We start from the raw sequence: 13,398 nt of genomic DNA on the forward strand, positions 1-13,398 counted from the left end.
GATCACTAATCGGGAGGAAGCGTGATGTCCTGTGTGATTGATGATGTGCGGGCTCCGTCGCCGGTGCCGGAAGTGGCTGAACTTAGCCAGATATGTGAAGGGCTGGCGCGCCAGCGCCCGGACAATATCCAGACGTTGCTCCATGCGATGGCATTGATTGCGCCGCTGCTCAATGCCATTCCGAATGTGGTTTTTTTTATCAAAGATGTGCAGGCCCGCTATTTGATGGTCAATATGACCCTGGCACGTCGCTGCGGATTTAAGACAGTGGCTTCTCTGCTGGGTAAAACCTCTGCCGATGTTTTCCCTTCAGCGCTTGGGCTGGGCTATACCGAGCAGGATATGCGGGTGCTGCGCGAAGGGGTCATGCTGCGGGATCAGCTGGAAATGCATCTCTACAACGGTCGTGTACGCGGCTGGTGTTTGACCCAGAAGCTGGCGCTGCGGGATGCGCAGGGTCAGGTCATCGGTATGGCGGGGATTTCACATGATCTGCAGGAAGCCCAGGCGCGTCACCCGGCGTGGCAGCGGCTGGCGATCGTCGACGATCATATCCGCAACCATTATCACCGTCCCATCGCTATGGAAGAGCTAACCGCCCTGAGCGGTATGTCGGTGGCGCAAATTGAGCGCTACTGTAAGCGTATCTTCCATCTCACGCCGCGCCAGATGATCCACAAAGTTCGGCTGGAAAAAGCCACCGAACTGCTGGCGGGCGATACGCCGATTACCGATATCGCGTTGCAGTGTGGTTATACCGATCACAGCGCGTTTAGCCGCCAGTTTAAGGCGATGACGGGCTCCACACCGCGTGATTTTCGTATCACGCTCGCCGGGTAAGACACACTCACTGTGCTAATTTCGTCACCAAAGAGGAAGAAAACCACCAAGCCGTCGGTCGCCTGAAACGTCAATCTGTCAGTGAATATTTACCATTCATTCACTTTCAATTAACAAAATGACGACAAGGAACCGAACATGAGCAAGAAAGCCATTCACTGGAGCGGTGTATTTCCGGCGGTCAGCACCCAGTTTCGTAGCGATTATTCCCTGGATCTGGATGCCACTCACACGGTGATGAAAAACCTGGTCAAAGATGGTGTTTCTGGCCTGGTGGTGTGCGGCAGCGTGGGGGAGAACACCTCTCTGAGCACGCAGGAAAAGCTGCAGATCATCGAAGTGGCGAAAGATGCAGCGGGCGGTCAGATCCCGGTCATTGCGGGGGTGGCCGAATTCACCACCGCGTTTGCACAGAAGATGGCGAAAGAGGCAGAGCGCGTGGGTGTCGACGGTATTATGGTGATGCCTGCGCTGGTGTACTCCTCAAAACCACATGAAACAGCGGCCCACTTCCGCAGTGTGGCTACGGCTACCGACCTGCCCATCATGGTGTACAACAACCCGCCGATTTACAAAAACGACGTGACGCCGGACATCCTGGCGACGCTGGCCGACTGCGACAACATCGTTTGCTTCAAAGACTCCTCCGGCGATACCCGCCGTTTTATCGACATGCGTAACGCCGTTGGCGACCGCTTTGTGCTGTTCGCTGGGCTGGATGATGTGGTGGTCGAGAGCATTGCCGTTGGGGCAGAAGGCTGGATCTCCGGTATGTCGAACGCCTTCCCGCGTGAAGGGGAGACGCTGTTCCGTCTGGCGAAACAACAGCGTTATGAGGAGGCGATGGCGCTTTACCGCTGGTTTATGCCGCTACTGCATCTGGATGCGCGTCCGGATCTGGTGCAGTGCATCAAGCTCTGTGAAGAATTGTTGGGGCGTGGCAGCGCCATTACCCGCCCACCGCGTCTGGCGCTGGAAGGGGATACCCGTGCGCAAGTGGTGGCAATTGTTGAGAAGGCGCTGGCGACCCGTCCACAACTGCCGGATGTTGGCCTTTAAGTGAAGGAGTGATGATGACGTTACCTCTCTCTGTTTCGGGTCAGCAGTTTATCGCCGGTCGCCGCGTGGCAAGCGGTGAGGCGACGCTGCCAAGCCTGCGCGCCGCTGACGGCAAGCTGACCGGATACCATTTTTACCCGGCCTCTCGTGAGGAGGCCGCCGCCGCGGTGGAGGCGGCTGACCAGGCGTTTTCTGTTTATTCACAGACAACGCCGGATGTGCGCGCCCGCTTTCTCGACACCCTTGCCGACGAGCTGGATTTGCTCGGCGAGGATTTTTTCGCCATCGCCCATCAGGAAACGGCGCTGCCGTTGGCGCGATTACAGGGAGAGCGCACCCGTACCAGTAATCAGCTGCGCATGTTTGCCGGGGTGCTGCGTCGGGGCGATGCCTTTGGCGTGCGTATTGATACCGCGCTCCCTGACCGTCAGCCTCTGCCGCGCCCGGACCTGCGTCAGTATCTGACCGCGCTTGGCCCGGTGGCGGTATTCGGGGCCAGCAATTTTCCGCTGGCCTTTTCTACCGCAGGGGGCGATACCGCCTCGGCGCTGGCGGCAGGTTGCCCAGTGGTGGTGAAAGCCCATCCCGGGCATATGGCGACAGCGGAGTTGACTGCCCAGGCGATTGTGCGTGCGGTCGCGGCATCTGGCCTGCCTGCGGGTGTTTTTAACATGATTTTCGGCACCGATATTGGCGCGGATCTGGTTCGCCATCCGGCGATTCAGGCGGTGGGTTTTACCGGTTCGCTGCGCGGCGGCAAGGCGCTCTGGCAGCTGGCGCAGCAGCGTCCGCAGCCGATCCCTGTCTTTGCGGAAATGTCAGCCATTAACCCGCTGATTATTCTGCCGCAGGCATTAGCCACGCGGGCAGAGGGGCTGGCGAAGGAACTGGTGGCCTCTTTTACCCTCGGCTGTGGGCAGTTTTGTACCAAGCCGGGGCTGATCCTTGTCTTACGCGGTGAGGGCATTTCCTGCTTCACGCAGGCACTGAAGGTCGCGGTTGACCAGGCGCCGCCACAGACCATGCTGAATGCTCCGACGCTTGCCCATTATGAAGACGGTGTTAGCGCACTTGAGGCGCATCCGCATATTCAGCGTTTGGCTGGGTCTGATGAATCGGTTATCGGCCGCGCGCAGGCCCGGCTGTATCAGGCTCCGGCTTCGCTGTTGCTGGCACAGGATCCGCTTCTACAGCAGGAGGTGTTTGGCCCGCTGGCGGTGTTGGTCGAGGTGGCCGATGAGGCGGAGTTGCAGTCCATTCTGCGCGCGATTCCGGGGCAGTTGACGGCAACCGTGCACGCTGAATCTGATGATGGACCGCTGGCGCAGCGTCTGCTGCCAGCCCTCAGTGAAAAAGCGGGGCGCATCCTGTTTAACGGTTATCCGACCGGTGTAGAGGTCTGTGATGCCATGGTGCACGGCGGTCCGTGGCCTGCCACCACCGACGCTCGCGCTACCTCGGTAGGGACGCAATCCATCGACCGTTTTTTACGCCCGGTATGCCTGCAAAATGTGCCTGCCGCGCTGCTTTCGCCTGCTGTCCAGGATGACAACCCTCTGAACCTGCTGCGCCTGATTAACGGGCAGTGGACCCGGGAAGCCATTTCCCCCTCTGTTGACTGAAGGGCATGACCATGACGATTCACTCTACGCACCAAACACAGGCCCGCGTTGCTGAGGTGGGTAAATTTAAAAAGCAGCTAACGCTAACCGACCTGACGTTTATTGGGCTTGGTGCTATCTTCGGTTCCGGCTGGCTGTTTGCCGCCAGCCATGTGGCATCGATTGCCGGACCTGCGGGCATTGCCTCGTGGGTCATCGGCGGGATTGCCGTTCTGCTGTTGGGGATTGTCTATTGTGAGCTGGGCGCGGCACTGCCTCGAGCCGGGGGGATTATCCGTTATCCGGTCTTTTCCCACGGTGAATTGATGGGGTATCTGCTTGGATTTATTACGCTGATTGCGTTTTCAAGCCTCATCTCCATAGAGATTGTTGCCGCGCGACAGTATGCGGCAGCATGGTTCCCGATGCTGACTCAAACTGGCTCAAGCGATCCAACGCTGCTGGGGTGGGTGGTGCAGTTTTTGCTGCTGTGTTTGTTCTTCGGGCTGAATTACTACAGCGTAAAAACGTTTGCCCGCTCCAATAACATCATCAGTATTCTGAAATTTTTGGTACCGCTGGCGGTCGTTGTGACGCTATTTACCTTTTTCAAACCTGAGAACCTGCACATTCAGGGGATTGCACCCTTTGGCATGTCGGGTGTTGAGGCCGCGATTAGCGCCGGTGGGATCATCTTCGCTTACCTGGGGCTGACGCCAATTATTTCGGTGGCGAGTGAAGTAAAAAATCCACAGCGGACTATCCCGGTGGCGCTGATTTTATCCGTGGTGCTGTCGACGATTATTTACGTGCTGCTGCAGTTGGCATTCCTTGGCAGTATTCCGACCGATATGCTGGGCGGCGGCTGGGCGGAGATCAGCAAGCAATTCTCACTGCCGTACCGGGATATCGCCATTACGCTCGGTATGGGCTGGCTGGCGTTTATGGTGGTGTGTGACGCGATTGTCTCTCCAAGCGGTACCGGCAATATCTACATGAACGCCACGCCGCGCGTAATTTATGGCTGGGCCAAAGCAGGCACCTTCTTTAAGACGTTTACCCACATTGATAAAGAGTCTGGCATTCCGCGTCCGGCGCTGTGGCTGACCTTTGCATTATCTATTTTCTGGACATTGCCGTTCCCGTCATGGGAACAGTTGATAAGCGTAGTGTCGGCGGCGCTGGTACTCAGCTACGCCATTGCCCCGGTCACGGCGGCGGGGCTACGCCGCAACGCACCGGATTTGCCGCGCCCATTTCGCGTACGTGCCTTCGGGATTATCGGTCCGGTGTCATTTGTGATTTCGGCGCTGATTGTATTCTGGTCTGGCTGGGGCACGCTGTCATGGCTGCTGGGACTGCAGATTGTGATGTTTGTCGTCTATGTGCTGTGCAAATCAAAAGTGCCGGTACACACCGTGAGTCTGGCACAGCAGGTGAAATCGTCTCTGTGGCTTATCGCCTTCTACGCGCTGATTATGCTCTTCTCCTGGCTCGGCAGTTTTGGGGGAACAGGGGTGATTGGTCATCCGTGGGATACGGTGGTGGTGGCGGTGATGTCGTTGGGAATTTACTACTGGGGTGAGCGAACCTGTCTGCCGCAGGCTAACTTTACCGGTGATGAAGAAGAGTAGAGGAGTCAGTCATGGAGATGGTAAACCTCTCGTTAACAGAGGCTTATACGCTGGCATATAAGGTGCTGCGCGGGAACGGATTCAGTGAAGCGCATGCCGTGGTGGTCGCGACAAACGTGACCCACGGTGAGCGTGATGGCTGTGCCTCGCATGGTTTGTGGCGGTTGCTGGGGATTGTGGAAACGCGACGTAAAGGGAAGGTGTCACCTGACGCTGAGCCGGTAATCACCGATACCGCGCCGGCCATTGTGAAGGTGGACGCCGGAGGGGCATTTTCCCTGCTGGCGTTCGAGCGCGCGCTTCCGCTGCTGATAGAAAAGGCGCGCCACAATGGAATTGCTGCCCTGGCGATTAACCGTTGTGTGCACTTTTCGGCGCTGTTTGCCGATGTTGAGCCGCTCACGGAGGCGGGGCTGGTGGCGCTGGCGACGACGCCCAGCCATGCGTGGGTGGCTCCCGCAGGTGGGACGCAGCCGCTTTTTGGCACTAACCCGATAGCGTTTGGCTGGCCGCGTGAAGAAAAACCCCCGTTTATCTTTGATATGGCCACCAGTGCGGCGGCACGAGGGGAGATCCAACTCCATCAACGGGCGGGAAAAGAGGTTCCGGAAGGGTGGGGAATCGACAGTGACGGTCAGGCCACCACCGACGCGCAGGCGATCCTCAACGGGGCGATGTTGACGTTTGGCGGGCATAAAGGGTCGGCACTGGCAGCGATGGTGGAACTGCTTGCCGGGCCGCTCATCGGCGATATGACCAGCGCGGAATCGCTGGCGTGGGACAAGGGGGCTGGCGGGTTGCCCTATGGTGGCGAGTTGATTCTGGCCCTTGACCCGGCCCGCTTTTTGGGACTGGAGGCTTCGCGACATCTGGCGCGTGCCGAGAGACTTTTTGCCGATATGCAGCGGCAAGGGGCGCGTTTGCCGGGTGAGCGCCGCTATCATTCCCGTACGCGTACCATTCGTGACGGTGTAGAAATAGCCCATTCGCTGTTCAAGGATATATCCGCGTTAGTGAAATAATGATTGGCATTATCGTGATAACAGGAGGGATGATGTCCCTCCCGTTATACTTTTATATAAATAGTGACGGTGATTAGCGATGCGCAGGTGTTGGCGCAACTGCGCATCGCGCTACTAAAAACACCTGTAAATTACGCCAGTAAACCAGGGGGAGTTCAGATGTAAATAAGATGAAATAAGCGCGATCAACACGCTATTCGGAATAAACGGAAACCCTCCCCATTCCAATAAATATACGGGTACGCGGTATTATTGCCGTATCAATTCACTACTTTTCGCATGCTCAAATCCCCCTCGCTCCAGAAAACAACGCACGCCTGCATCTGGCTAAAAATGCGATCTCACTCACTGAAGCAATTAGCAAACTATGAAACAACACCGTTTTGTACACTTTGCTTTACACTTTTGGTGATGTGAATCACAAATATAACGCCATGAAGTGATCCGACTCTCACAAAATAGCGTGTACTCATTCACCAATACATCATGAGAACAGCCTGGAAAGTTAAGTTTTCAGTATTTCCCCTCTCCCGTGACGCATGACGGTGAACAATAAAGCAAAACGCAAAAAAAAACTTGTTGCATATGAATAGGTAAAAAAAAGTCATGTGATTTGCATCACTCACATTTACAGATTTTTAGATTATTGCCAGTGATTAAAATTGGTCGGGCTATTTCCATCATCAATCAGATCTTGCATAGTGCCTGCACATTATTTCTCCCCCTGAATCAGGAGGCGAATAGTTATATATCATCAGCTTCTGTTGATGAACCGATATGATTTACTTCACATTAATACGTACATCTTACTGGAGAAACAAAATGAATTATCCGGCAGAACCCTTCCGTATTAAAAGCGTTGAAACTGTATCTATGATCCCGCGTGATGAGCGCCTTAAGAAAATGCAGGAAGCGGGTTACAATACTTTCCTGTTAAACTCGAAAGATATTTATATCGACCTGCTGACGGACAGTGGCACCAACGCAATGAGCGATAAGCAGTGGGCCGGAATGATGATGGGTGATGAAGCCTACGCGGGCAGTGAAAACTTCTATCATCTGGAAAGAACGGTTCAGGAATTGTTTGGCTTTAAACATATTGTTCCTACTCACCAGGGGCGCGGTGCAGAAAACCTGTTATCGCAACTGGCAATTAAACCGGGGCAATATGTTGCCGGTAATATGTATTTCACCACGACCCGTTATCACCAGGAAAAAAATGGTGCGGTGTTCGTGGATATCGTTCGTGACGAAGCGCACGATGCCGGTCTGAATATTGCCTTTAAAGGTGATATCGATCTTAAAAAATTACAAAAGCTGATTGACGAAAAAGGCGCCGAGAATATTGCCTATATTTGTCTGGCGGTCACGGTTAACCTCGCCGGGGGGCAGCCTGTCTCCATGGCGAACATGCGTGCGGTACGTGAACTGACCGCAGCACACGGCATTAAAGTGTTCTACGACGCGACCCGCTGCGTTGAAAACGCCTACTTTATCAAAGAGCAAGAGCAAGGCTTTGAGAACAAGAGCATCGCAGCGATCGTGCACGAGATGTTCAGCTACGCCGACGGCTGTACCATGAGTGGCAAAAAAGACTGTCTGGTCAACATCGGCGGCTTCCTGTGCATGAATGATGACGAAATGTTCTCTTCTGCCAAAGAGTTAGTGGTGGTCTACGAAGGGATGCCATCCTACGGCGGCCTGGCCGGACGCGACATGGAAGCGATGGCGATCGGCCTGCGTGAAGCCATGCAGTACGAGTATATCGAGCACCGCGTGAAGCAGGTTCGCTATCTGGGCGACAAGCTAAAAGCGGCCGGTGTACCGATTGTTGAACCGGTGGGCGGCCACGCGGTCTTCCTCGATGCGCGTCGCTTCTGCGAACATCTGACGCAGGATGAGTTCCCGGCGCAAAGCCTGGCCGCCAGCATCTATGTTGAAACCGGTGTCCGCAGTATGGAGCGCGGCATTATCTCTGCGGGGCGTAATAATGTGACAGGCGAACACCACAGACCGAAACTGGAAACGGTACGCCTGACGATTCCACGCCGCGTTTATACTTATGCGCATATGGATGTGGTTGCCGACGGTATTATTAAACTTTACCAGCATAAAGAAGATATTCGTGGGCTGAAGTTTATTTACGAGCCGAAGCAGCTACGTTTCTTTACGGCACGCTTTGATTATATCTAACTCTTTTTATCGCCCCATCCTGTGATGGGGCTTTTTTGTATTCTTTATTCCATGAACAGGAAGCCTTTGCGGTGCCCGCTACCGTGACAGACATAAAAAAAGCAAACCCTGACTCCAACCTTTTTATTATCCGCATGATGTACAAATGAAAGCTGTAATTATAAATAATAGTCTACAGGAACATTTATCATGGATATTAATGCCATTGAGCGACAGAGTAGTACCCCCGGGCTGATTAGCGGAACCATGTTGGTTATCGCGACCGTAGTGGGTGGCGGGATGTTCTCCCTGCCGATTGCGATGGCCGGCGTATGGTTTCCCGGTGCCTCTGTGATCCTTCTTTTTATTGCCATCATGATGTTATTAACCGGTCTGATGCTGGTTGAAGTGAACCTGCATTACGGCGCCGGTGCCAGTTTTAATACCTTTACGCAGGATTTATTAGGCCGAAAGTGGAATATCGTGGTCGGTATTGCATTCGGTTTTGTGCTGTATATTCTGACCTACGCGTATATCTCCGGGTCATCGGCGGTGATGGCGCAAACCGTATTTAAATATAGTGGCGTACGTTTTCCGGCGAATATCTCCGTCATTATCGTCAGTATGCTGGTCGGTGCGATTGCGTGGTACAGCTCGTTGCTGGTGGGGCGGATCACCACCGTGTTGATTATCGGTAAATTCGTTGCCTTCTTTGCGACGTTTTCCGGGTTAGTTGGGCATATTGAAGTCGCGAAGCTGGTCGATAGCGTCGCGGTGGCGCTCCCGCAGTCGCAATACCTGCCTTATATTCTGATGACGCTACCGTTCTGTATTATCTCGTTTGGTTTTCATGGCAACGTACCGAGTCTCGTCAAGCTGTACGGCACGGGCGGTGTACACAATATTACGCGCTCAATTGTCATCGGGACGCTGTTTGCTCTGCTGCTGTATATCTTCTGGCTGGCGGTGACGATGGGCAATATCAGCCGTGCTGAATTTCCGCCGATTATCGCCAAAGGCGGGAATATCGACGTCTTTGTTGAGGCCATCAGCGGGTTGTTCACCAGCCGCTATATGGATCTGATCCTGACCTTTTTTGGTAACTTTGCCGTAGCCAGTTCCTTGCTGGCGGCGACGCTCGGCCTGTTTGATTATATCGCCGACCTGTTTCACTTCCCGGATAACGGGGTGGGGCGTTTGAAAACCGCGCTGGTGACCTATTTCCCGCCAGCGGCCGTGTGTTTCTTCTTCCCGAATGGTTTTGTCCACGCGATTGGCTATGCTGGTCTGGCCTTCACCATCTGGAGCGTGATCCTGCCACCGTTCCTGGTGAAAGCTGCACGTAAGCGTTTTACGACGGCCAGTTATACCGCGCCCTGCAATAACACCGTTCTCAACCTGGTGATTGTTTGTGGCGGGGTAGTGTACCTGACGGTGGTTCTGGATGTGTTTGGTCTGCTGCCAACGTTTCGTTAGCGGGAGGCGCTATGTTTCTGACATTACTGCGGTTTCAGCATCCGCTGGTCTATCGCTTTGCGTGGCGACGCATGCAGGTAGTGGTGTTAAGAACGTGTGGGTTGCGTAAGAAAAAAGCGGGGAAGGGGACTCAGGCCTGTCGTTGACAGGCCTGCCTGGTTTACACCCGGAAGTAGCGTGGTGGGATCAACGCAGAGAAGGCGTCGAACTTCTTCACCATCTTTTTCCAGAACAACATAATTACTGCCCTCTGTTTAAAACATCGGCGCTATTTTAGTCAGCGCTGACAAATCGTAAAGCCAGTTGCGTCCTTCAGCTAACAAGGCGGTGTAAAGCTTTTGGTTCACCGTTGCGTCAAATACGATTGCCAGCACGGCAAGCGGGTTGACAAATATCCGTGCGTTCAAATTCTCCCATTGACCTCTTAAATCTAATTAATAACGGATGCGTATCTGAGCCTCTGAGCAGGTACTCCTCATGAGGTGGAAAATAAATGCGCTCAGGATTAACGCATGACAACGAATGGATTCTCAGCATTCTGGCGAGTGGCGAATGTCAAAATGAAAATGTGAGCAGTGCCGAAAGAAATAAAAAGCAGTATTGCCTGTGTGGGGTAATCGGAGGATTATTTTATTCATCATACAAATTGGGTGGTGATATTTGCTTGATAACCTGATGCCAAATTGCCATCAGGAAAAAACAGAAACGGAGTATTGATGGTGAATGTAAATTTCTTTGTTACCTGTATTGGTGATGCACTGAAATCACGGATGGCACGAGACTCCGTATTGCTGCTGGAAAAGCTGGGTTGTCGCGTTAATTTCCCCGAGAAGCAAGGGTGTTGCGGTCAACCAGCCATCAACAGCGGTTACATCAAAGAGGCGATCCCGGGGATGAAAAACCTGATCGCCGCCCTGGAAGACAACGACGACCCGATTATCTCTCCGGCTGGCTCCTGCACCTACGCGGTAAAAAGCTACCCATCGTATCTGGCCGATGAACCGGAATGGGTGCTGCGTGCGGAGAACGTTGCCGCGCGGATGCAGGATCTCACCTCCTTTATCGTCAACAAACTGGGCGTGGTGGACGTCGGCGCCAGCCTGCAGGGCCGCGCGGTGTATCACCCCTCCTGTAGCCTGACCCGCAAGCTGGGGGTGAAGGAAGCGCCGCTCACGCTGCTGAAAAACGTGCGCGGGCTGGAGCTGCTGACGTTTGCCGATCAGGACACCTGCTGCGGCTTTGGCGGGACGTTCTCGGTCAAGATGGCCGAGATATCCGGCGAGATGGTGAAAGAGAAAGTCTTACATCTGATGGATGCGAAGCCGGAATATTTGATTGGCGCAGACGTCAGCTGCCTGCTGAACATTGGCGGTCGACTGCAACGGGAAGGCCAGCCGGTCAAAGTGATGCATATTGCTGAAGTGCTGATGAGCCGCTGAGGGGAAAGCGATGTCGATAAAAACCAGCGATGTAGAATTTAAACGGCGCATTCGTCAGCAGATAGAAGATCCGATCATGCGCAAAGCCGTGGCCAACGCGCAGGAGCGTATTGGCGCGAATCGACAAAAAATGGTCGATGAGTTAGGCCACTGGGAAGACTGGCGCGATCGTGCCAGCCAGATCCGCGATCACGTTCTGAGTAACCTCGACGCCTACCTGTATCAACTCTCCGAGAAAGTGACGGAAAACGGCGGGCACGTCTATTTCGCCAAAACCAAAGAAGAGGCCACCCGCTACATTCTGCAGGTCGCGCAGAGCAAAAATGCGAACAAGGTGGTGAAGTCCAAATCGATGGTGACCGAAGAGATCGGCGTCAACACCGTGTTGCAGGATGCCGGAATTCAGGTGATCGAAACCGATCTCGGCGAGTATATCCTGCAGTTGGATCAGGATCCGCCTTCGCACGTCGTGGTCCCGGCCATTCATAAAGATCGCTATCAGATCCGCCGCGTGCTGAACGAGCGTCTGGGGTACGACGGCCCGGAAACTCCGGAAGCCATGACCTTATTCATCCGCCAGAAGATCCGCGAGGATTTCCTGAGTGCTGAAATCGGCATTACCGGCTGTAACTTTGCCGTGGCGGAAACCGGCTCGGTGTGCCTGGTGACCAACGAAGGCAACGCGCGGATGTGCACCACGCTGCCGAAAACGCACATTGCGGTGATGGGCATGGAACGTATCGCACCGACCTTTGCCGACGTGGATGTGCTGATCACCATGCTGGCGCGCAGCGCCGTGGGCGCACGCCTGACGGGCTATAACACCTGGCTGACCGGCCCGCGTGAAGCGGATAATGTTGATGGACCGGAAGAGTTCCACCTGGTGATTGTCGATAACGGTCGCTCGCAGGTGCTGGGCTCTGCGTTCCGCGATGTGCTGCGCTGCATCCGCTGCGGGGCCTGTATGAACACCTGCCCGGCGTACCGTCACATCGGCGGACACGGCTATGGCTCTATCTATCCCGGTCCTATTGGCGCGGTGATTTCTCCGCTGCTCGGCGGCTATAAAGATTTTAAAGACCTGCCGTACGCCTGTTCTTTATGCACGGCCTGCGACAGCGTCTGCCCGGTGCGTATTCCGTTGTCAACACTGATCCTGCGTCATCGCCGGGTGATGGCCGAGGAGGGCATCACCCCGAAAGCCGAGCGACGGGCGATCAAAATGTTCACTTATGCCAATAGTCATCCGGGGCTGTGGAAAGTCGGGATGATGGCGGGCGCTCATGCGGCAAGCTGGTTTATCAATGGCGGCAAAACGCCGCTTAAGGTTGGCGCGCTGGGTGACTGGATGGAGGCGCGCGATCTGCCTGATGCTGACGGTGAGAGTTTTCGCAGCTGGTTTAAGAAACATCAGGCGCAGGAGAAAAAGAATGGATAACCGTACCGCGTTTTTAAACACCATCGCCCAGGCGTTGGGTCGTCCGCTGCGTTTTGAACCGCAAGCGGATGCCGCGCCGGTTAACAACTATGCCAACGAGCGCCTGACCGAACTGAGCACGCAGCAGCGCTGCGATGCGTTTATCCAGTTTGCCAGTGAAGTGATGCTGGCCCGCTGCGAACTGACTCACGAGGACCAGGCCGCAGAAGCCGCGTTACGTCTGTGCGAAGAATTAGGTCAGCAGCCGGTGGTGCTGAGCGGCGACAGTCGGCTGGTGGCGCTTGGCATCACCGAACGCTTGCAGCAGGCATGCAACGCCGTGGTCTGGGATCCGGCGCGAGGGATCGAAAATATTACCCAGGCCGAGCAGGCGAAAGTCGGCGTGGTATACGCCGAGTATGGCCTGACTGAGTCCGGTGGCGTGGTGCTGTTTTCCGCGCCGGAGCGTGGGCGTTCCCTGAGCCTGTTGCCGGAGTCCTCGATTTTCGTGCTGCGTAAAAGCACCATCCTGCCGCGCGTGGCGCAGCTGGCAGAAATACTGCATCAGAAGGCGCAGGCCGGTGAGCGTATGCCGTCTTGCATTAACATTATCAGCGGACCCAGTTCGACGGCGGATATTGAGCTTATCAAGGTGGTTGGGGTGCATGGTCCGGTGAAGGCGGTGTATCTGATTATTGAGGATTGTTGAGGCAGGATAGAGAACCGCTCTGGCGTTAC

11 protein-coding genes are annotated in these 13,398 nt (G+C 54.8%); all 11 read left to right on the forward strand.

Going from position 1 to position 13,398, the window contains the following annotated elements; translation table 11 throughout:
• The first annotated feature begins 24 nt into the window (after positions 1-24).
• A complete protein-coding gene (locus N7268_RS08130) occupies positions 25-840 on the forward strand; it encodes an AraC family transcriptional regulator (protein WP_198906624.1) in 816 nt (271 codons plus the stop codon).
• 138 nt (positions 841-978) lie between these two features.
• On the forward strand, positions 979-1,899 hold the full coding sequence (locus N7268_RS08135) for a dihydrodipicolinate synthase family protein (protein ID WP_260862423.1): 921 nt from the start codon (positions 979-981) through the stop codon (positions 1,897-1,899).
• Between the two features lie 14 nt (positions 1,900-1,913).
• The gene (locus N7268_RS08140) at positions 1,914-3,521 is read left to right on the forward strand and encodes an aldehyde dehydrogenase (NADP(+)) (RefSeq protein ID WP_260862424.1); all 1,608 of its coding nucleotides are present in this window, start codon (positions 1,914-1,916) and stop codon (positions 3,519-3,521) included.
• Positions 3,522-3,532: 11 nt separating this feature from the next.
• Positions 3,533-5,134, forward strand: coding sequence for an APC family permease (locus tag N7268_RS08145; RefSeq protein ID WP_260862425.1), 1,602 nt, complete (start codon positions 3,533-3,535; stop codon positions 5,132-5,134).
• An 11-nt stretch (positions 5,135-5,145) separates the two neighbouring features.
• Positions 5,146-6,156: an Ldh family oxidoreductase gene (locus N7268_RS08150; RefSeq protein WP_260862426.1), complete on the forward strand. Its 1,011-nt coding sequence runs from the start codon at positions 5,146-5,148 to the stop codon at positions 6,154-6,156.
• 822 nt (positions 6,157-6,978) lie between these two features.
• The gene (locus N7268_RS08155) at positions 6,979-8,349 is read left to right on the forward strand and encodes a tyrosine phenol-lyase (RefSeq protein WP_137383861.1); all 1,371 of its coding nucleotides are present in this window, start codon (positions 6,979-6,981) and stop codon (positions 8,347-8,349) included.
• 189 nt (positions 8,350-8,538) lie between these two features.
• Complete coding sequence (locus tag N7268_RS08160) at positions 8,539-9,804, forward strand: aromatic amino acid transporter (RefSeq protein ID WP_260862427.1); 1,266 nt, start codon at positions 8,539-8,541, stop codon at positions 9,802-9,804.
• 11 nt (positions 9,805-9,815) lie between these two features.
• Complete coding sequence (locus N7268_RS08165) at positions 9,816-9,950, forward strand: hypothetical protein (RefSeq protein ID WP_260862428.1); 135 nt, start codon at positions 9,816-9,818, stop codon at positions 9,948-9,950.
• Between the two features lie 573 nt (positions 9,951-10,523).
• Positions 10,524-11,243, forward strand: a complete 720-nt coding sequence (locus tag N7268_RS08170) for a (Fe-S)-binding protein (RefSeq protein WP_260863534.1) — start codon at positions 10,524-10,526, stop codon at positions 11,241-11,243.
• A 10-nt stretch (positions 11,244-11,253) separates the two neighbouring features.
• Positions 11,254-12,681, forward strand: a complete 1,428-nt coding sequence (locus N7268_RS08175) for a LutB/LldF family L-lactate oxidation iron-sulfur protein (protein ID WP_260862429.1) — start codon at positions 11,254-11,256, stop codon at positions 12,679-12,681.
• A complete protein-coding gene (locus N7268_RS08180; RefSeq protein WP_260862430.1) occupies positions 12,674-13,369 on the forward strand; it encodes a lactate utilization protein C in 696 nt (231 codons plus the stop codon). The genes N7268_RS08175 and N7268_RS08180 overlap by 8 nt, the downstream gene beginning before the upstream one ends.
• Positions 13,370-13,398: the final 29 nt, after the last annotated feature.

Source organism: Citrobacter sp. Marseille-Q6884 (assembly GCF_945906775.1).
Taxonomy (GTDB): Bacteria; Pseudomonadota; Gammaproteobacteria; order Enterobacterales; family Enterobacteriaceae; genus Citrobacter.

What these genes read in the sequence shown, in the direction of transcription:
- N7268_RS08130 (WP_198906624.1), top strand. Translation starts at nt 25, where the DNA reads ATGTCCTGTGTGATTGATGATGTGCGGGCTCCGTCGCCGGTGCCGGAA.
- N7268_RS08135 (WP_260862423.1), top strand. Translation starts at nt 979, where the DNA reads ATGAGCAAGAAAGCCATTCACTGGAGCGGTGTATTTCCGGCGGTCAGC.
- N7268_RS08140 (WP_260862424.1), top strand. Translation starts at nt 1,914, where the DNA reads ATGACGTTACCTCTCTCTGTTTCGGGTCAGCAGTTTATCGCCGGTCGC.
- N7268_RS08145 (WP_260862425.1), top strand. Translation starts at nt 3,533, where the DNA reads ATGACGATTCACTCTACGCACCAAACACAGGCCCGCGTTGCTGAGGTG.
- N7268_RS08150 (WP_260862426.1), top strand. Translation starts at nt 5,146, where the DNA reads ATGGAGATGGTAAACCTCTCGTTAACAGAGGCTTATACGCTGGCATAT.
- N7268_RS08155 (WP_137383861.1), top strand. Translation starts at nt 6,979, where the DNA reads ATGAATTATCCGGCAGAACCCTTCCGTATTAAAAGCGTTGAAACTGTA.
- N7268_RS08160 (WP_260862427.1), top strand. Translation starts at nt 8,539, where the DNA reads ATGGATATTAATGCCATTGAGCGACAGAGTAGTACCCCCGGGCTGATT.
- N7268_RS08165 (WP_260862428.1), top strand. Translation starts at nt 9,816, where the DNA reads ATGTTTCTGACATTACTGCGGTTTCAGCATCCGCTGGTCTATCGCTTT.
- N7268_RS08175 (WP_260862429.1), top strand. Translation starts at nt 11,254, where the DNA reads ATGTCGATAAAAACCAGCGATGTAGAATTTAAACGGCGCATTCGTCAG.
- N7268_RS08180 (WP_260862430.1), top strand. Translation starts at nt 12,674, where the DNA reads ATGGATAACCGTACCGCGTTTTTAAACACCATCGCCCAGGCGTTGGGT.